Origin of the sequence: Streptomyces asoensis, assembly GCF_013085465.1 — a bacterium.
In the GTDB taxonomy this organism is placed as follows: domain Bacteria; phylum Actinomycetota; class Actinomycetes; order Streptomycetales; family Streptomycetaceae; genus Streptomyces; species Streptomyces cacaoi_A.
Genome location: NZ_CP049838.1, coordinates 4,554,596 through 4,574,015 on the forward strand (window position 1 = coordinate 4,554,596; position 19,420 = coordinate 4,574,015).

Below are 19,420 nucleotides of genomic sequence, written 5' to 3' on the forward strand. Positions count from 1 at the left end.
GCGCGCCTGCTGCGCCAGGTCTTCCCAACCCTTCGCCGAGGCCGCGACCGCGAACCTCCCATTGGCCCTCCGGTGCCGGCGGTGCGGCGCGGTCTCCACGGCCCGCGCTCACCCGACCTCCCGCGGATCCGGGGCCGGACCGTAGTCCTCGGTGTGGTCTCTGGTCAGCGCGGCCAGCAGTTCCGGGTCGGAGTGGACCTCGACCGTGTGCTGCCAGGCGATGAGCAGCTGGGCGACGGACGCGCTGTTGCCGACGGAGTCCGCGGCCCGCATGGTGTCGACCAGTTCGACGGCGAAAGCGTGTATGTCGGCCTCGGGCAGGAAGTGGGTCCAAGGGAAGGCGTCCGGCAGTATGCCCAGAAGGAGTCTCGAAAGAGGAGGCGGCTGCCCTGCCCATCGCCTCCCCCTGATCACGCGCCCCTCAAGCCCGAGGCCACTCCGGCTCCGGGTCCGTGGCCAGTCGGCCGTGCAGGTGGACGTCCCGGAAGGCGTCCCGGCGGCCCGATTCCCACATCGCCCCGCGCAGGGTCCCCTCGCACCGGAAGCCGCAGCGTTCGGCGATCCGGCAGGAGGCGTCGTGACCGAGCGCGTGGCCCAGCTCCAGCCGGTGCAGACCGACCTCGGTGAACGCCCACCGGGCCGCGAGCAGCAGGGAGCGGGTGGCGACGTGCCGGCCCCGCGCCTCCGGCAGGATCCAGTAGCCGACTCTGGCGAAGCTCAGCACGCGGTCGATCATGTTGACTCCGACCTGCCCGAGGATCGTGCCGTCGGCCGCGTCCGTGACACAGAACGCCATGGCACGCCCGGCGGCCCCGTCCGCGCTCTTGCCCGCCAGGGAGAGCCGGGCGCCGGCGGTGTCGGTGATCGTCCGCAGCGGGGTGTTCCAGCGCACGAACTCCGGGTCGACGTGCCCGCGCAGCCAGGCCTCCACGTCGGTGGCGGACTCCGGGTCCCAGGGCCGCAGGGCCAGGCCATGGCCGTGCAGACCGGGGGCGAGAGGGGCCGGGTGCGGCTCGCGTATGTCGGTCATCCGGTCATTGAACACCGCCGCGTCATTGAACACCGCCGGTCTTTCACGGCGCAGGCCGGAACACCGGCACCCCGTCCCGGAACACGACCGCCAGCTCCAGTCCCGCCCGCAGCTCCGGCCCCGCCCCCTCCCGCTCTCCCTCCCGCACGATCTCCGTGGACATCCGCGGCCCCTCCGCCAGGTCGACCACCGCGGCGACGTACGGGGTCCGCCCCCCGAAGGGCGGCAGGTCGTTGCGGTGGACGACGGACCAGGTGTAGAGCGTGGCCCGGCCGCTCGCGTCCTCCCAGGTCACGTCCTCGCTCCAGCAGTACGGGCAGAACTCCCGGGGGTAGTGGTGGGGCCGTGCGCAGGCCCCGCAGCGCCGGATCAGCAGCCGGCCCTCGGCGGCCGCGTCCCAGTACGCGCGGGTGAAGGCGTCGGCCTCGGGGACGTCGTGACGGTTGCCCATCTCCATGGATCTGACGGTACGTCAGGTATCCGGATCCGGGAAGGCGGCGCATTTCCCATGACATCCCCACGGCATCCCCGTGGCATCCCCCCGGGAGATCCCATGAGAGATCCCTGTGCGTTCGCCATGAAACTGTGCGTCGCCCGTGAATGTCCCGAAGATTGTTGACGATTTTGTTGGCTCCGAATTACGTTCACCAACGCAAGCCCGGAGAGCAAGCAGTCACCACCCGGTTCATGGAGAGGCAGCATCGTGAAGCACAGGGCAGTCAAGCGCAGGTCGGTCGTCTTGGGGCTCGGCGCCACCGCGGGTGTCGCGGCAGTGGGCGGCATCGCCCTGAGCGCGCAGGCGTCCAGCGGCACCTCGACGTCCTCGTCCTCGGACGCCGGTTCCCTGGCCTTCGACCCGGACGGCTACACGAAGCTCACGACGACCGTCACGGACACCGCCGGCGACGAGCACTCCGTGACGTACCACTTCTGGAAGGCGATCACCTACGTCGCCAAGCCGGTGGACGCCACCTACCAGTCGCTGAACGTGAGCGTGCCGGTCGAGATCGACGGCACCGCGGTCGACGCGAGCAACGCGCCGATCCTGTTCGCGAACTCCGTCGGCGGCTATATGCCGTCCTCCGTGGCAGACGCCACCGGCGTCGGCGCCGGCGGCATGGGCGGCGGAATGGGCGGCGGGGCGGGCGGCGGCGCGCCCAGCGGAGCACCCTCGGCCAGTGCCTCGGCCTCCGCTTCGGCCCCCGGCGCCAACGGCAACACCAACGCCACCGGCGGGGCCCTGTCCTCCAACCAGTTGCTGGCCCTGGCCGCCGGCTACGTCGTCGTCGAGCCCGGCGCCCGCGGCCGTACGCTCAAGAACTCCGCCGGCGAGTACTACGGCGTGGCTCCCGCCGCGATCGTCGACCTCAAGGCCGCCGTGCGGTACGTGCGGGCCAACAAGGGCGTCATCCCCGGCGACACCGACCGGATCGTGTCCGCCGGCACCAGCGCGGGCGGTGCGCTCTCCTCGCTGCTCGGCGCGTCCGGCGACAGCCCGCTCTACGACAAGTACCTCGAGGAGCTCGGCGCGGCCGACGCCTCCGACGCGATCTTCGCGACCGGCGCCTGGTGCCCGATCACCGACCTGGAGCACGCCGACGGCTCCTACGAGTGGAACTGGGGCACCAACGCCCTCAGTACGGGCACGCAGGTCGACCAGACGGTGTCGAAGGCCCTTCGGTCGCAGTTCGCCGAGTACCAGGCCGGACTGAAGCTCAGGGGACTCGGCGGCTTCGGCGCGCTCAACGCCCGCAACTACGACGAGTACCTGGTCGAGCAGTACCTGGAGCCGTCGGCCACCACCTACCTCGCGGCCCTCTCCGACACCGCCCGCGAGACGTACCTCGCCGCCAACACCTTCATCACCTGGAAGAACGGCAAGGCCACCTTCACCTGGGCGGACTTCCTCACCCACGTCGGCGCCCGCAAGAAGAACACCCCGGCCTTCGACGCCTTCGACCTGTCGGCGGGCGAGAACAACGAGTTCGGCAAGGGCACGGTCCTCTCCCGTCACTTCACGGCGTACAGCCTGAAGAACGACACCACCGGGCTCACCGCCAAGCGCCTCGACAGCGACATCCCCGAGATGCTGCGGCTGATGAACCCGATGTACTTCCTGGCCGACAAGCCCAACGCGGGCCGCAGCAAGCACTGGTGGATCCGTCTCGGCACCAAGGACTCCGACACCTCGCTGACGGTCTCCGCCAACATCGCCGCCGCCGCGAACGGTCTCGGCGACGACGTCAACCACCTCTACTACTGGGACCAGGGCCACGGCGCCAACACCGACCCGGGCGACTTCATCGCGTGGATCGCCAAGGTGACGGGCCACAAGGCCAAGGCCGGCGCCAAGGTCAAGAAGTAGTAGTTCCGCACGCCTCCCGGTCCCTCCGGAAGGCATCCTGGACGCGGCGGCGTCAGTTTCCCGTCATAGTCACCGACGCCGTCCGCACGCGACGCCTGGCCCGAGCGCACCTGGGCCAGGCGTCGCACCTTTTCCCCACCGACTCCCTCAGCGATTCCCCCACCTATTCGCCCTGTCGCACACAACCAAGTGGTCTACGTCACCGGTCCTACCCGCACTTCCCCCACGCGTGATCGATCCGCAACCAATTCCGGTCTTGACCGAGACCCATCAACCGCGCGCGTGATTACGCTCGCGCTCATGGAAGACTCCGCACCGCGCCCGACCTCCCAGGCGATCACCACCGCGAACCCGGCCGACCGCCCCGTGTACGTCATCGGCGGCGGTCCCGGCGGCCTCGCCACCGCGTACGCACTGCGTGCCCAGGGCATACGGGCCGTCGTCGTGGAGAAGGCCGACGGGGTCGGCGCCTCCTGGCGGCGCCATTACGACCGGCTGCATCTGCACACCACCCGGCGTCTTTCGGCCCTGCCCGGGCTCGCGATGCCGCGCCGGTTCGGGCGGTGGGTGGCACGCGACGACATGGTGCGCTACCTGGAGAAGTACGCCGAGGTCCACGAGCTGGAGATCGTCACCGGCGTCGAGGTGTCCCGCGTCGAGCGCACCCCGGACGGCACCGGCTGGCTGCTGCACGCCACCGGCGGACGCGAGCTCGTCGGCTCGGCGGTGGTCGTCGCCACCGGCTACAACCACACCCCGCACCTGCCGGACTGGCCCGGCCGCGAGGCGTTCACGGGTGAGCTGGCGCATGCCGCCGCCTACCGCAGCGGCAAGGAGTACGCCGACCGGGACGTCCTCGTCGTCGGCGTCGGCAACACCGGCGCCGAGATCGCCGTCGACCTGGTGGAGAGCGGTGCGGCCCGGGTGCGGCTGTCCGTGCGCACCGCCCCGCACATCGTGCGCCGCTCGACGGCCGGCTGGGCCGCGCAGTACACGGCCGTGCTCGTACGGCGGCTGCCGGTCCGCCTCGTGGACCGGCTCGCGCGGCCGATGGCGAGGCTCAGCGTGCCGGACCTGTCGGCGCACGGTCTGCCCCGCCCCGACAGCGGCCTCTACTCCCGCGTCAAGGAGGGCGCCATCCCGGTGCAGGACGTCGGCCTGATCGACGCCGTGCGCAAGGGCCGGGTGGAGGTCGTGGCCGCCGTGGCGGGCTTCGAGGAGGGCGGCGAGATCGTGCTCGCCGACGGTGCCCGGATCGCCCCGGACGCCGTCGTCGCCGCCACCGGGTACGTCCGTGCCCTGGAGGGCCTGGTCGGCCACCTCGGCGTGCTCGACGACCGCGGCAGACCCGTCGGCCACGGCGCCCGCGCCCCGAAGGACACCCCCGGCCTGTACTTCACCGGCTTCACCACCCCCATCAGCGGCACGCTCCGCGAGCTGGCGACCGACGCGGAGAAGATCGCCAAGGCCGTGCGCCGCCACCTCCGGTAGTCCGCCCCACCACCTCCGCCAGCCCGCCCCGCCACCTCCGGCAGGCACCGGCAGGCACCGGCAGGTCGCCCCGGCAGGCACCGGCCGCGACCGCCGGCTCCCGCGGTCAACTCCCCTCATCTCGCTGCCCGTTACACCTGTGTCAGATATGACGAGAGCGTTGTCCCGTGCCCTCCCGCGGAGCCAGAATGTGAGCCCTGTTCATGTTTCTGGTTCCACCCCCGCTCGCTCTCGAAGCTCGACGGAGGACGCACGTGGCAAGTGAAAGACAGCACTCCCCAGGCATGTCCCGCCGTTCCCTGCTCGGCCGCACCGCCGCCGTGGCCGCCGGCGCCACCGCCCTGACCGCGACCGCCGCCGGTACGGCCGCCGCGGCCACCACCCGGGACGTGGACGTCGCGATCGTCGGCGGCGGACTCGCCGGCCTCACCGCGGCCCGCGACCTCGTGGCCGCCGGCCGGACGGTCGCCGTCCTGGAGGCCCGCGACCGCGTGGGCGGCCGGGTCGTCAACCTGCCCCTGGCCAACGGGGGAGTCACCGAGGGCGGCGGCGAGTTCATCGGCCCCACCCAGGACCGCATCAAGGCGCTCGCCGACTCCCTGGGCGTGGCCACCTTCGCCACCTACAACACCGGCAAGAACCTCCTCTACAAGGACGGCAAGAAGACCCCGTACGCCACCGACGGCCTGCTCGGCTCGGTCCCGCCGGTCGATGTCGCCGGCCTCGCCAACGCCGCGATCGTGCAGGCCTCGCTGGACGACATGGCCAAGCAGGTGCCGGTCGACGCGCCCTGGACCGCCGCCAAGGCCGCCGAGTGGGACAAGCAGACCTTCGAGAGCTGGCTGAACGCCAACGCGGTGGTCCCGTCGGCGAAGTTCCTCCTCGACGTGGCCTGCACCTCGATCTTCTCGGCCGAGCCCCGTGAACTCTCGCTCCTCTTCGTCCTCTTCTACATCGCGGCCGCCGGCAACGCCTCGACCCCCGGCACCCTGGAACGCCTCACCGAGACCGCGAACGGCGCCCAGGAACTGCGCTTCGTCGGCGGCTCCCAGCTGGTGCCGATCAGACTCGCCGCCACCCTCGGCGACCGGGTGGTGCAGAACGCCCCGGTGCGCACGATCGCCCGGTCCGGCGCCAAGTACGTCGTCACCGCCGACGGCATCACCGTCACCGCCAAGCGGGTCGTCGTCGCCGTACCCCCGCCGCTCGCCGCCCGTATCCAGTACGACCCGCTCCTGCCCGCCGCCCGCGACCAGCTCACCCAGCGCCTGCCGATGGCCTCGGTCGGCAAGGCGATCGCGATCTACGACACCCCCTTCTGGCGGGCCGACGGCCTCAACGGCCAGGTCGTCAGCGACACCGGAGTGATCAGCTCCACCTTCGACAACTCCCCGCCCGACGCCTCGTACGGCGCGCTGATGGGCTTCATCGAGGCCGACGAGGCCCGGAAGCTGGACGCGGCGAGCGAGGCGGAGGTCAGGGCGGCCGTGCTGAAGGACTACGTGACGTACTTCGGCGAGAAGGCCGCCTCCCCTTCCTCCTTCGTCCTCCAGCGCTGGAACAACGAGGCCTACACCCGCGGCGGCCCCGTCTCGATCGCCGCACCGGGGGTCCTGACGCAGTACGGCCCGGCCCTGCGCGCGCCGGTCGGCGGGATCCACTGGGCCGGGACGGAGACCTCCCTGTACTGGATGGGCTTCATGGACGGAGCCGTGCGGTCGGGCGAGCGGGTGGCGAAGGAGGTGCTGGCGGCGCTGTAGTCGCCGCCCGCGTCCGCGCCCCGCCCGCTCCTTTCTGTGTGCACGACCATTCCTGACACTCCGTCAGGTATGTAACCTGACAGAGCGTCAGTTACTTGACGGTCACTCATGGCAGTCACACAGGAGCGGGCGGACCGATGCTTGGATCAACCCACGGCACCCTCACCACCGACTCCCGCCGGGCCCGGGTCATCGCGTGCGGCGAGCACCCCGGGCCCGCCGTCCACGGCCGGCCGGCCGAGGCGGACGACCTCGACGTCAGCGGCCGTCCGCTGTACGCGGACGTCCCCGACCTGGACCGGTTCTTCCGGCCGGAGTCGGTCGCGGTCATCGGCGCCTCGGACGCCGAAGGACGCCCGAACACCGGTGTCACCCGACAACTGGTGGGCTGGGCCGAGCGGGTGGGGGCGCGGCTGCATCCCGTGCACCCCACCCGCGGGAGCGTGTTCGGCCTGCCCTGCTCGCCGTCCGTGGCCGACCTGCCCGAACAGGTCGACCTGGCCGTCCTGCTGGTCGCCGACCCGCTGCCCGTCATCGAGCAACTCGCCGAGACCAAGGTGAAGTTCGCCGTCGTCTTCGCCTCCGGCTTCGCGGAGACGGGCGAGGAGGGCGCGGCCGCGCAGGCCCGCCTCGCGGCGGCGGTGGCCCGCTCGGGCATCCGCCTGCTCGGCCCCAACACCAACCTCAACGCCTTCGAGCGGTTCCGCGACGATCTCCCCGGCCCGTCGATCGCGCTGATCACCCAGTCCGGCCACCAGGGCCGCCCGGTCTTCGCGCTCCAGGAACTCGGCATCCGCCTCTCCCACTGGGCGCCGACGGGCAACGAGGCCGACCTGGAGACCGCCGACTTCCTGTCCTACTTCGCCGAGCGCCCCGAGGTCGGCGCGATCGCCTGTTATGTGGAGGGACTGAAGGACGGCCGGTCCTTCCTCCTCGCCGCCGACCGGGCCGCCCGGCGCGGGGTACCGGTCGTCGCGGTCAAGGTGGGCCGCACCGAGGCCGGCGCCCGCACCGCCGCCTCCCACACCGGCAAGCTGACCGGCGCGGACGAGGTCGTCGACGCGGCGATGCGCCAGTACGGCGTGATCCGGGTGGACGGTCTCGACGAACTCCAGGACACCGCCACCCTGTTGGCCCGCGCGCGGCCGCCGCAGGCCGACGGGGTCGTCGTCTACTCGATCTCGGGCGGCACGGGCGCCCACGCGGCCGACCTGGCGACGGCGGCGGGCCTCACCCTGCCGACCCTGTCGGCGGACAGACAGGCCGAGCTGCACCAGTGGATCCCCGCGTATCTGAACGTGGCCAACCCGGTCGACAACGGCGGCCACCCGGTGGGCGACGAGCGCGGCCGGAAGATCATCGACGCGATCCTCGACGACCCGGCCGTCGGCGTCCTGATCTGCCCGATCACGGGCCCGTTCCCCCCGTTGAGCGACCGCCTGGTCCAGGACCTGGTGGACGCGGCGGAACGGACGGACAAGCTGGTGTGCGTGGTCTGGGGCTCGCCGGTGGGCACCGAACCGGCCTACCGCGAAGTCCTGTTGGGTTCCTCCCGGGTGGCGACCTTCCGCACCCTCGCCAACTGCATCTCGGCCGTCCGCGCCCACCTCGAGCACCACCGTTTCGTGAGCGACTACCACTCCCCCTTCGACGAGGCCCCGCGCACCCAGTCCCCGTCCCTCCGCAAGGCACAGCTGCTGATGCGGCCGGGGCAGCAGCTGAGCGAGCACGCGGCGAAGCAGCTGCTGCGGGCGTACGGCATCCGGGTCCCGCGCGAGCAGCTGGTGACCAGCGCCGCGGCTTCGGTGCGGGCGGCCGGACTGGTCGGCTACCCGGTGGTGATGAAGGCGTCCGGCGCGCAGATCGCCCACAAGACCGAGCTGGGCCTGGTGAAGGTCGGTCTGACCTCGGCCAGCCAGGTCCGGGACGCCTACCGCGAGCTGACCGACATCGCGCGCTACGAGGGGGTCTCACTGGACGGCGTCCTGGTGTGCCAGATGGTCGAGCGGGGTGTGGAGATGGTGGTCGGCGTGACCCACGACGACCTGTTCGGCCCGACGGTGACGGTGGGCCTCGGCGGGGTCCTGGTGGAGGTCCTGCACGACGCCGCCGTGCGCGTGCCGCCGTTCGGCGAGGACCAGGCCCGCGACATGCTGGCCGAACTGCGCGGGAGAGCGCTGCTGGACGGCGTACGGGGCCGCCCGCCGGCCGATCTGGACGCGCTCGTCGAGGTGATCCTGCGCGTACAGCGGATGGCCCTGGAGCTGGGCGACGACCTCGCCGAGCTCGACATCAACCCCCTGGTGGTCCTGCCGTGGGGGCAGGGCGCGGTGGCGTTGGACGCACTGGCGGTGTGCCGGTGAGGACCACCTCATGGACGAGAGCCGAGAGCGGAGCGTGACCGTGCCCGAGCCGTCGATACGCCACCGGACCGACCGCCAGGTCACCCACATCGCCCTCGACCGCCCCGAGACCCTGAACGCCCTCACCCCCGGCATGCGGGACCACCTGATCGCCCTCCTCGCGCAGGCCTCGGCCGACCCGGACGTCCGGGCGGTGGTCCTCACCGGCACCGGCCGCGGCTTCTGCGCGGGAGCGGACCTGCGGGGTGGCTCCACGGGCGGTGAGCGGGTGGCCGGCGATGTGAGCCGGACCCTGCGACTCGGCGCCCAGCGCCTGGTCGGTGCCGTGCTCGACTGCGAGAAGCCGGTGATCGCCGCGGTGAACGGCACGGCGGCCGGCCTGGGCGCGCACCTCGCGTTCGCCTGCGACCTGGTGCTGGCCGCGGAATCGGCGAGGTTCATCGAGGTGTTCGTCCGCCGGGGCCTGGTCCCGGACGGCGGCGGCGCCTACCTCCTCCCCCGTCTGATCGGCCCCCTGCGGGCCAAGGAGCTGATGTTCTTCGGCGACGCGCTCACCGCGCCGGACGCCGAACGCCTCGGCCTGGTCAACCGCGTGGTCCCGGACGGCGAGCTGGACAAGACGGCCCGTGAGTGGGCGGCCCGCCTGGCCGCCGGCCCCACCCGCGCCCTGTCGCTCACCAAGCAGCTCGTCAACGCCTCCCTGGACGGCGACCGGGCCACCGCCTTCGCCGCCGAGGCCGCCGCGCAGGAGATCAACATGACGACGGCGGACGCGCAGGAGGGCGTGACGAGCTTCGTGGAGCGACGCGAGCCGAGGTTCCGGGGCCGGTGACGGGGTCCCGGCTGCCGCGGCCCTTCCTATCTGACATGCCGTCAGTTTCAATGGAGCACATGATGGGACATGTGGGAATGGCGGCCGCGGCCGTCCGTTACCTCAGGGCGGACCACCCGGTCGAGGTGCTGCCACGCCCGGAGCTGCGCTGTGTCCGCGAGGACGAACGCGCACCGGTGGACCAGGGCGAGTTCCGGCGGGTGCTGGGGAGCTTCGCGTCGGGCGTGACGGTCGTGACGGCACCGGCGGTCGAGGGCGAGGACGGGTGCGCGGGCCCCGCCGGCTTCGCCTGCCAGTCCTTCTCCTCCCTCTCCCTCGATCCGCCCCTGGTCGCCTTCATGGTCGGCCGCACGTCCACGACCTGGCCGCGTATCGCCCGCGCGGGCGTCTTCTGCGTCAACGTGCTGAGCGCCGACCAGGCCGGGCTGTGCCGCGCCTTCGCGGCGAGCGGCACCGACAAGTTCGCCGGTGTGGCCCATGACGCGGCCCCGGTGTCGGGGGCGCCCCGCCTCACCGGCACCCTCGCCTGGATCGACTGCGCGATCCACGCCGTCCACACGGGCGGCGACCACCTCGTCGTCGTGGGCCGGGTGAACGCCCTGGGGGCGGGCGAGGGTGCGGACGAACCACCCCTGCTGTTCCACCGGGGCCGCTTCCTCTGAGCGTCGGCCGCTACGCCCCGCTCAGCGCGCGTGGTCGACGATCAGCGCACGTAGTCGACGATCTGCATCATGCCCTCGTCGCCGTGCTGGAGCTGGTGGCAGTGCAGCATGGAGCGGCCGGTGAAGTCCTCGGCGCGCAGCCGGAAGGTGACCGAGCCGTTCGGCGGGATGCTGACCGTGTCGTGCCAGACCGGCGTGGCCAGCCGGCGGTTGTCGACGGCGGTCAGGAGGAAGTGGTTGGTGTGCAGGTGGAACGGGTGATGGCTGTGGGCGTGGGAGTCGTTGACGACCGTCCACTCCTCGACCTCGCCCAGCCGGACGCGCTGGTTGACGAAGTCGGCCGCGAGGCGGCCCCAGGCGAGGTCGCGGCGGCCGGCCAGCGGGTCGGCGGGCGGAGTCTCGCCGTCGCCCAGGATCCGGTAGGCGTTCGGGAAGGCTCCTGAGAAGACGTTCTCGTAGCTGCGGAAGGTCAGAGTCCGGGTGCGGGTGGGCTCGGGCAGGCTGGTGGGTCTGCCGGGCAGGCTGGTCGGCAGCGACATCGGTCGGGCGTCACCGGTGACGACGAGCGTCAGCAGGGTCTGCGAGGGCCCCCCGCCGGACAGCTTGTAGGTACCGGGCTTGCCCCCGCGGACCAGCAGGTCGACGCGCCCGCCCATCGGCAGCGTCAGTCCGGTGGTGGCGACGGGTTCCATGAGGGTGATGCCGTCGCAGGCGATCTGGTGCAGCTCGTGCCCGCGCAGGCTCAGGAAGTGCGCGGTGATCGCTCCGGCGTTGACGACCCGCCAGCGCTGGACCTCCCCCGGGGCGATGGTCAGCACGGGGTTCTTCGCGCCGTTGACCAGGAAGGTCGAGATGATGCCGTCATAGGCGCCGTGCGAGGTCAGGTCCGGCACCCGTCCGCCGGACAGCTTGAGCTCGTTGATGCAGACGACGACCTCCTTGGCGGCGGCGATCTCGGGCACCTCGTCGATGTCACCCTCGACGACGAGGACGCCCCCCATACCGTTCAGCAGCTGGGTCGCGGTGGAGCCGTGATGGTGGGGGTGGTACCAGAACGTGCCGGCCGGATGATCCGCCGGGACGTCGAAACGGCTGCGGTAGGTGGTGGTGCTCCCCGGCGTGTCGGAGGGCTCGAACGTGCGGTAGATGTTGTCCGCCTCGCCCGTGGGGTCCACGTGCATGCCATGGGTGTGCAGGTTGAAGGTGTTGAAGTGATGCGGGACGTTCATGTCCTGATCCGTCGCCTCGGCATGCGTCGCCCCGGCATGCGTCGCCCCGGCATGCGTCGTCTCGGCGTTCGTCGTCTCGGCGTTCGGCGGCAGCGCGTTGACCTGCGTGATCTCCAGCGAGTCCCCCGGACGCACCCGCAGCGTCGGCCCGGGGACCGCCCCTTCGTAGGTGCGTGTGGTCACCGTGCCGACCCCGGGGATCACCTGCTCGGTGAACCCGACGGTCAGGCGGGTCTCCAGCCGCCCCGTGCGCGGCGATGTCCTGCGGATCTCCGGCTGCGGGAAGGAGGGGTCGGCCTCCTGCCGCGCCACCGCTTGCGGACTCGCCGCCATGCCGGTCACGACCGCCCCGGCGGCGACCGGCAGGCACTTCAGCACGCCACGACGGGCCAGAGAAGTCACGTATCGCCTCCATGGGCAGAGAGCAGCAGAGAGCAGCAGACGGCAACGGACGGGCAGAGCAACGACACGGAGGCCGCACAACGCAGCCATCCGTGTCGGAATGTGCCCATATGGTACGTAAAGGAGCCCTGAAACCACCTTCGCCTCACCGGCCCGGACAGGCACCGGCTCCGGCAGCGGTCAGCTCGAGCATCCGTCAGCACAGGCATCCGTCAGCACAGGCAGCCGTCGGCTCAGGCGGTCACCGATGCAGGGACAGCCGGTGCGGGGACCGTGGGCCGCCGCCGGATCACCAACGCCATCAGCGCCGCCGCGGCGCACAGCGCCCCCGACGCGTACCAGACCATGTCGTACGAGCCGAACGTGTCCCGCGCCATGCCGCCCAGGAAGGCCACCAGGGCCGCGCCGACCTGGTGGGAGGCCAGGACCCAGCCGAAGACGATGGCGCTGTCGTCGCCGTACTGCTCACGGCACAGGGCCAGGGTGGGCGGGACGGTGGCGACCCAGTCGAGGCCGTAGAAGACGATGAAGAAGATCATCGGAGGGTGCACGGAAGGGGCCAGCAGCATCGGCAGGAACAGCAGCGAGATGCCGCGCAGCGCGTAGTACACCGCCAGCAGCCGGCGCGGCTCGAAGCGGTCGGTGAACCAGCCGGACGCGATCGTGCCGACCACGTCGAAGACGCCGATGACCGCGAGCAGCGAGGCAGCCGCCGTGATCGGCATGCCGTGGTCGTGCGCGGCCGGCACGAAGTGGGTCTGGATCAGGCCGTTCGTGGAGGCGCCGCAGATCGCGAAGGTGCCGGCCAGCAGCCAGAACGGGCCCGTGCGGACCGCCGAGAAGAGGACCCGCAGGGTGCGGCGCGCGGCGCCCTGCACCGGGGCCGGCTTCGGGACGAACTCCGTCGCGCCGTACGGCTTCTGGCCCACGTCCGCCGGATGGTCCCGCAGCAGCAGCCAGACGAAGGGGACGACGGCCAGCGCGGCCAGCGCGACCGTCACGGCCGCCGGGCGCCAGTCGTACCGCGTGACCAGCCAGGACAGCAGCGGCAGGAAGATCAGCTGGCCGGAGGCGGAGGCCGCGGTCAGGATGCCGCTGACCAGACCCCGGCGCTCGGTGAACCAGCGGTTGGTGACCGTCGCGGCGAAGGCGAGCGCCATCGAACCCGAGCCGAGGCCCACCAGCAGGCCCCAGTACAGCAGCAGCTGCCAGGCCGTCGTCATCCAGACCGTCAGGAGCGAGCCGACCGAGATCACGGTCAGGGCCACCGCGACCACCCGGCGGATGCCGAAGCGGTCCATCAGAGCCGCCGCGAACGGGGCGGTGAGGCCGTACAGCGCCAGGTTGATCGAGACCGCCGCGCCGATCGTGCCGCGCGACCAGCCGAACTCCTGGTGCAGCGGGTCGATGAGCAGACCGGGGAGCGAACGGAAGGCAGCCGCGCCGATGATCGTGACGAAGGTGACGGCGGCGACGAACCAGGCGCGATGGATGCGGCCACGGCGGCGGCCGGGGACGCGGTCGGAGACGGGCTTCTGCTCCTCGGCGGATGCCGGAGTTTCGGTTGTCTGGGTCACGTCACAGAGCTTCCGATACCGGAACCTACCGGGCGAGTGGCCCGAGAGACAGCATTCGCTAGGATCGGGCCATGGCCGAACCGTACGCATCCTCCCGCCATCGCGTCGTCGTCCTCGCCCTCGACGGGCTGATGCCCTTCGAGCTGGGCATTCCGCAGCGCATCTTCGGCAAGGCGCGCGACGCGGCGGGCCGCCGCCTGTACGACGTCGTCACCTGCTCCGTCCGGCCGCCGGGCCCCGTCGAGACGGACGCCGACTACGCCCTCCTGGTCGGCAACGGCCCCGAGGCGCTGGCCACCGCCGACACCGTCGTCGTCCCCACCTCCTACGAGCTGGGCCCCGTCTACGAGGAGGGCGTGCTCACCCCCGAACTGGCCGCCGCCCTCGCCCGCCTGCGTCCCGGCACCCGCCTCGTCTCGATCTGCACCGGCGGATACGTCCTCGCCGCCGCGGGCTACCTGGACGGCCGCCCGGCCACCACGCACTGGATGCACGCCGAACACTTCCAGCGGCTCTTCCCGAGGATCCGGGTCGACGCGGACGTGCTCTTCATCGACGACGGCGACGTTCTCACCTCGGCCGGTGTGGCGGCCGGGATCGACCTCTGCCTCCACCTCCTGCGCCGAGACCACGGCGCCGCCGTCGCCAACGAGGTGGCCCGCCGCACGGTCGTACCGCCGCATCGCGACGGCGGCCAGGCGCAGTACATCGAGCGCCCCGTGCCCGACCCGCAGCAGGCGACCACGACCGCCGCCCGCGCATGGGCGCTGGGCCGCCTCCACGAGCCGATCCAACTGCGCGACATGGCCGAGCAGGAGGCCATGTCGGTACGGACGTTCACGCGCCGCTTCCGCGAGGAGGTGGGCATCAGCCCCGGTCAGTGGCTCACCCAGCAACGGGTCGAACGGGCCCGGCACCTGCTGGAGTCCAGCGACCGGTCCGTCGACCAGATCGCCCGGGACGCCGGTTTCGGCACCGCCCAGTCGATGCGACAGCACCTACAGGCGGCCCTCGGGGTCACGCCGACCGCGTATCGCCGCACCTTCCGCACCTTCCGCGCCGGGAGCGGCGAGAGCGGTGGTCGCGGCGTTGCCGACGCCGCCCTGCGGTGACCTTCCGGCAGTGCGCACCTCGCCCCACCAGCCCACCGCCGTGAGGAGCAGGGTCACCCCGACCCCGGCCAGGATCGCCGTCGACGGGGCGACCACCTCCAGCAGGGCACCGGCGAGGGAGCCCGTCGCCGCGTAACCCGCGCCCGCGGCCGCGTACATGACCGAATAGCCCGCGGCCAGGGCGTGCGGCGGCAGGGCCTCGCGCAGGGACAGGTTGCGGGTGAGCATCGCGGCGGACTGGAGGACGCCTCCCACGGCCAGCGCCGCCGCGATCCCCACCGCGTCCGGGGTCAGCGCGGCGAGCGTCACGCAGACCGACGTCCCCGCCATCAGCACCACGCTGCGGGTGCGCAGCCGTCCCGGCCAGGCCCGAAGACCGTAGGCGAACGCGCCGAGCCCCCCGCCCACCGCCATCCCGGTCAGCAGCGGACCGGACCAGCCGACGCCGACGCCCCGCTGTTCGAGCAGGGCGGGCAGGACGAGTTCGGCGAGCCCGAGCAGGGTGAGGCTGGCCGCGCCGGTCACGTACACCGGCCAGGCGCCGGCCAGGACGCGCAGCGGCGACGCGCCCGCGCGGTCCTCGCCACGCGGGTCACCCGTGCCGTCCGCGCCCCAGGCCGCCGGGAGCAGCCACAGGCCCGCGACCGACCAGGCCATCAGGGCGGCCGCGAGGAGCAGCGGGACGCGCGGCGCGACGCCGAGGGCCAGACCGGCGACCGCCGCCGGGGAGACGGCCCACACCCCGGCCGTCAGCATCGACTCGACGGACAGCGCCTGTGCCGCCGCTCGCTCCGGAACCAGCGCGGTGAGCAGCGTGCGCAGCCCACCGGTGGCGGCGGCCGGGGCGGCACCGGCCACGGCCGCGAACCCGCCGAGAACCGCCGGATGGGCGGCCGGAAACGCCCCGAGCCCCGCGAATCCGGCGGACCCGGCCGCCAGCCCGAGGGCCAGGTGGACGCGGGCGCGCTCGGGGCGCAGCCGCATCCCGAGGACGGGGGCGCCCACGATCTCACCGACGACGTAGGCCGCCGCGAGGATCGCGCCCAGCGAGTAGCCGCCGGGGCGCTCGCGCACCAGGAACACCAGCGCCAGCGGCGCCATGGCGACCGGCATACGGGCGCCGACTGCGGTGCAGCACCAGATCAGGACCTGTCTGGTGGCGACGTCGCGGTAGGTCATGCAAGGACCGTAGGGTGCGGCACCGACACCGCCCCACGGGTTTTCCGGGCAGCCGGCCGGGCCTTCGGCTCGGCCTTGGTCAGAACGTGAGCACCGCCCGCGCCACCCTCCCCGCCTCCGCGTCCGCGGCCGCCTTCGCGAAGTCCTCCACCGGGTAGGTGTCCGTCACCAGTTCGTCGAGGAGCAGACGACCGGCCCGGTACAGCTCGGCGTACAGCGCGATGTCCCGCTGCGGGCGCGACGAGCCGTACCGGCAGCCCAGGATCGACTTGTCCAGGTACATCGACGAGACCAGGAAGGACGCCTCGGCGGTGGCCGGCGGGACCCCGAGGAGCACCGCCTGACCGTGCCGGTCCAGCAGGTCGATCGCCTGCCGGATCAGCTCGACCCGGCCGACGCACTCGAAGACGTGGTCCGCGCCCGTGGACAGCACGTCCCGTACCGCGTCCGTCGAGGTCAGGAAGTCGGTCGCGCCGAACCGGCGGGCCACCGTCTCCTTCGCCGGGTTCGCGTCCACCGCGACGATCCGCGACGCGCCCGCGATCCGCGCTCCCTGCACCACGTTCAGCCCGATCCCGCCGGTCCCGATGACGACGACGCTCTCCCCGTACCCGACCCGCGCGCGGTTGAGCACGGCCCCGACACCGGTCAGCACCCCGCACCCGATCAGCGCGGCGGACGTCAGCGGGATGTCCTTCGGGATCCGGACCGCCTGTACGGCCTTCACCACCGTGCGCTCGGCGAAGGCGGAGTTGGACGCGAACTGGTACACCGCGCCTCCCGCGCGCGTGAACGGCTTCCGCGGGCGCCCGATGGCCTGCCGGCACATCGTCGGCCGGCCGCGGTCGCACTCCGCGCAGGTGCCGCAGTTGGCGAGCGTGGACAGCGCGACATGATCCCCCGGCACGACATGACCGACCCCCGCGCCGACCGCCTCGACGACCCCCGCGCCCTCATGACCGAGGACGACGGGCGCCGGAAAGGGAATCGTCCCGTCGACGACCGAGAGGTCGCTGTGACACAGCCCGGCCGCCGAGATCGCCACGAGCACCTCACCCGGCCCCGGATCGCGAACGGCCAGATCGTCGACGACCTCGGCCCGCTTCCCGTCGAACACCACGCCTCGCATCGCGTCCCCTCCGTACCGTCCGCTATCCCTTGGGTTGCCTGGGCAGGCCGAGCACCCGCTCGGCGATGATCGTGCGCTGGATCTGGTCCGAGCCGCCGTAGACGGTGTCGGCCCGGGAGAACAGGAACAGGTGCTGCGCGTCGTCGAGTTCGTACGGCGAGGACGGCGACCAGTCCGCGGGGCCGACGCTCGCCGCCGCCCCCCGCACCTGCACCGCCACCTCCCCCAGCCGCTGATGCCAGCCGGCCCACAGCAGCTTCGCCACGCTGGGCGCGCCCGGCCCGCCGGAGCCCCCCAGCGTCCGCAACGCGTTCCACCGCATGGTGCGCAGCTCGGCCCACAGCCGCACCAGCCGCTCGCGTACGACGGGGTCGTCGGCCGCCCCCGTCCGCACCGCCGTACGCACGACCCGTTCCAGCTCCTGGGCGAAGCCGATCTGCTGGGCGAGGGTCGACACCCCGCGTTCGAAGCCGAGGAGGCTCATCGCCACCCGCCAGCCGTCGCCCGCCGCGCCGACGACGTGCTCCACGCGCGCGTGCGCCCCGTCGAAGAAGACCTCGTTGAAGTCGCTGGTGCCGGTCAGCTGCCGGATGGGCCGCACCTCGATCCGTCCCGGCTGGTCCATGGGGACGAGGAGAAAGGTCAGTCCGTGGTGCCGCCTGGACTCCGGATCTGTGCGGGCGAGCACGAAACACCAGTCGGCCTCATGGGCGAGCGAGGTCCAGATCTTCTGCCCGGTGACGCGGTACGACCGTCCATCGGGGGCGAGTTCGGCTCTCGTACGGACCCCGGCCAGGTCGGACCCGGCGCCCGGCTCGCTGTACCCCTGGCACCACAGCTCGGCACCGGCGGCGATCGGCGGCAGGAAGCGCGCCTTCTGCTCCGCCGTGCCGTGCGCGAGCAGGGTCGGCGCGAGCAGGTTCTCCCCGATGTGCCCGGAACGGGCCGGGGCCCCCGCCCGCGCGTACTCCTCGGCCCAGGCAACCTGCTGGGTGAGACTCCCGCTCCGATTCCCGTACCCGCCCTCCGCCCACCCGAGCCCGATCCACCCGGCCGAGCCGAGGGTGCCTTCCCAGGCCCGGCGATCGGAGGCGTGCGGGGCGTGCTCGGCGAGCCAGGCCCGAGCCTCGGCCCGGAACTCCTCATCCAGGGAACTTGATCCGAAATCCACGGCACCGCCTCACGTCGGGGGCAAGCTGCCCGACTCGAGGGGCGCGGGGAACTGCGCGACCGGCCACAGACGACCCGCACCCGAAAGACCACAGGAAGCACGCTCAGGCGTTGGGCCGGCTCCCCTCCCGCGCGGCCCGAGCCATCTCCTCCAACCGCGCGAGCATCGGCATCGGATCCACCCCCACCGCCCCCGGCAACACCTCCGCGATCCGCTCCGGCGTCCAGGAACCCCCCTCCGCATAAGCCGAACGCAGTTCAGCAGGCTGCGCCCACACCGCGATCTTCGGCCCCGCGACGGTGTACACCTGCCCGGTGATCCCCACGTCCCGCGCACGGTCCGACAGCAGATACACCACGAACGCGGCCACGTCCTCGGGTTCGCCGATCTCCGCCAGCTCCATGGGCACGCCCGCGGACATCCGCGTACGGGCCACGGGGGCCACCGCGTTGGCGGTCACCCCGTACTTGTGCAGTCCCAGCGCGGCGCTCCGCACGAGCGAGATGATCCCGCCCTTGGCGGCGCTGTAGTTGGCCTGCGAGACCGAGCCCTGGTGGTTGCCGCTGGTGAAGCCGATCAGCGTCCCGGAGCGCTGCCCGCGCATCACCGCCGACGCGGCCCGGAACACGGTGAACGTGCCCTTGAGATGGGTGGCGACGACGGGGTCCCACTCCTCCTCGGACATGTTGAACAGCATCCGTTCCCGCAGGATCCCGGCCACGCACACGACCCCGTCGAGCCGTCCGTACGACGCCAGCGCGGTGTCGACGACCCGCTGCCCGCCCGCCATCGTCGAGATGTCGTCGGCGACGGCGACCGCCTCCCCGCCCGCCGCCTCGATCTCCTTGACGACGGACTCGGCGATCTCGCTGGTGGGTGAGGCGCCGTCCACCGAGACCCCGTAGTCGTTGACGACGACCCGCGCGCCCTCGGCCGCCGCCGCGAGCGCCACCGCCCGCCCGATGCCTCGTCCCGCACCCGTGACGGCCACGACCTTGCCGGTCAGGAAGTTCCCCACGTCCGGCCCCCTCCCGCAGTTTCTGACGGACCGTTAGATTTGAGATTCGAGGTCTAGATTGACCCGTCCGTCGGTCGGGGACAAGCCCCGGGGAGGCACG

16 protein-coding genes are annotated in these 19,420 nt (G+C 72.4%); 7 read left to right on the forward strand and 9 right to left on the reverse strand.

Translation table 11 applies throughout. The annotated features are described in order from the left end of the window. Nucleotides 1-108: 108 nt before the first annotated feature. The 3 genes from G9272_RS45345 to G9272_RS20280 form a co-directional block, all read right to left on the reverse strand. Entirely contained in the window at nucleotides 109-273 is a 165-nt protein-coding gene (locus tag G9272_RS45345; RefSeq protein ID WP_253267866.1) for a hypothetical protein, read from the reverse strand. A 148-nt stretch (nucleotides 274-421) separates the two neighbouring features. Beyond that, the gene (locus G9272_RS20275; RefSeq protein WP_171397906.1) at nucleotides 422-1,030 is read right to left on the reverse strand and encodes a GNAT family N-acetyltransferase; all 609 of its coding nucleotides are present in this window, start codon (nucleotides 1,028-1,030) and stop codon (nucleotides 422-424) included. Nucleotides 1,031-1,073: 43 nt separating this feature from the next. After that, nucleotides 1,074-1,481, reverse strand: coding sequence for a Zn-ribbon domain-containing OB-fold protein (locus G9272_RS20280; protein WP_171402081.1), 408 nt, complete (start codon nucleotides 1,479-1,481; stop codon nucleotides 1,074-1,076). A gap of 252 nt (nucleotides 1,482-1,733) precedes the next feature. Here G9272_RS20280 and G9272_RS20285 point away from each other — a divergent pair, with 252 nt between their 5' ends. From G9272_RS20285 to G9272_RS20310, 6 genes are all read left to right on the forward strand, one after another. Next, nucleotides 1,734-3,395, forward strand: a complete 1,662-nt coding sequence (locus tag G9272_RS20285) for a subtype B tannase (protein ID WP_253267867.1) — start codon at nucleotides 1,734-1,736, stop codon at nucleotides 3,393-3,395. Between the two features lie 300 nt (nucleotides 3,396-3,695). Beyond that, nucleotides 3,696-4,886 (forward strand): flavin-containing monooxygenase, encoded by a 1,191-nt coding sequence (locus G9272_RS20290; RefSeq protein ID WP_171397907.1) that lies wholly within the window; start codon nucleotides 3,696-3,698, stop codon nucleotides 4,884-4,886. Nucleotides 4,887-5,170: 284 nt separating this feature from the next. After that, entirely contained in the window at nucleotides 5,171-6,646 is a 1,476-nt protein-coding gene (locus G9272_RS20295; RefSeq protein ID WP_171397908.1) for a flavin monoamine oxidase family protein, read from the forward strand. A gap of 137 nt (nucleotides 6,647-6,783) precedes the next feature. Then, the gene (locus G9272_RS20300) at nucleotides 6,784-9,009 is read left to right on the forward strand and encodes an acetate--CoA ligase family protein (protein ID WP_171397909.1); all 2,226 of its coding nucleotides are present in this window, start codon (nucleotides 6,784-6,786) and stop codon (nucleotides 9,007-9,009) included. 10 nt (nucleotides 9,010-9,019) lie between these two features. After that, nucleotides 9,020-9,841 (forward strand): enoyl-CoA hydratase/isomerase family protein, encoded by an 822-nt coding sequence (locus tag G9272_RS20305; RefSeq protein WP_171397910.1) that lies wholly within the window; start codon nucleotides 9,020-9,022, stop codon nucleotides 9,839-9,841. A gap of 62 nt (nucleotides 9,842-9,903) precedes the next feature. Next, nucleotides 9,904-10,503, forward strand: a complete 600-nt coding sequence (locus G9272_RS20310; RefSeq protein WP_171402083.1) for a flavin reductase family protein — start codon at nucleotides 9,904-9,906, stop codon at nucleotides 10,501-10,503. Nucleotides 10,504-10,544: 41 nt separating this feature from the next. Here G9272_RS20310 and G9272_RS20315 read toward each other — a convergent pair whose 3' ends face one another. After that, on the reverse strand, nucleotides 10,545-12,134 hold the full coding sequence (locus G9272_RS20315) for a multicopper oxidase family protein (RefSeq protein ID WP_171397911.1): 1,590 nt from the start codon (nucleotides 12,132-12,134) through the stop codon (nucleotides 10,545-10,547). A gap of 233 nt (nucleotides 12,135-12,367) precedes the next feature. Then, nucleotides 12,368-13,711 (reverse strand): MFS transporter, encoded by a 1,344-nt coding sequence (locus G9272_RS20320; RefSeq protein ID WP_171397912.1) that lies wholly within the window; start codon nucleotides 13,709-13,711, stop codon nucleotides 12,368-12,370. A 71-nt stretch (nucleotides 13,712-13,782) separates the two neighbouring features. On the opposite strand from G9272_RS20320, the gene G9272_RS20325 reads away from it, so the two are divergent. Further along, a complete protein-coding gene (locus G9272_RS20325; RefSeq protein ID WP_171397913.1) occupies nucleotides 13,783-14,823 on the forward strand; it encodes a GlxA family transcriptional regulator in 1,041 nt (346 codons plus the stop codon). Here G9272_RS20325 and G9272_RS20330 read toward each other — a convergent pair. The 4 genes from G9272_RS20330 to G9272_RS20345 form a co-directional block, all read right to left on the reverse strand. Further along, on the reverse strand, nucleotides 14,710-16,002 hold the full coding sequence (locus G9272_RS20330; protein WP_171397914.1) for an MFS transporter: 1,293 nt from the start codon (nucleotides 16,000-16,002) through the stop codon (nucleotides 14,710-14,712). The genes G9272_RS20325 and G9272_RS20330 overlap by 114 nt on opposite strands. Nucleotides 16,003-16,081: 79 nt before the next feature. Next, nucleotides 16,082-17,131, reverse strand: coding sequence for a Zn-dependent alcohol dehydrogenase (locus G9272_RS20335; protein ID WP_171397915.1), 1,050 nt, complete (start codon nucleotides 17,129-17,131; stop codon nucleotides 16,082-16,084). 22 nt (nucleotides 17,132-17,153) lie between these two features. Further along, entirely contained in the window at nucleotides 17,154-18,302 is a 1,149-nt protein-coding gene (locus tag G9272_RS20340; protein ID WP_171397916.1) for an acyl-CoA dehydrogenase family protein, read from the reverse strand. A gap of 103 nt (nucleotides 18,303-18,405) precedes the next feature. Continuing rightward, nucleotides 18,406-19,320 (reverse strand): SDR family NAD(P)-dependent oxidoreductase, encoded by a 915-nt coding sequence (locus tag G9272_RS20345; protein WP_171397917.1) that lies wholly within the window; start codon nucleotides 19,318-19,320, stop codon nucleotides 18,406-18,408. Between the last annotated feature and the right edge of the window lie 100 nt (nucleotides 19,321-19,420).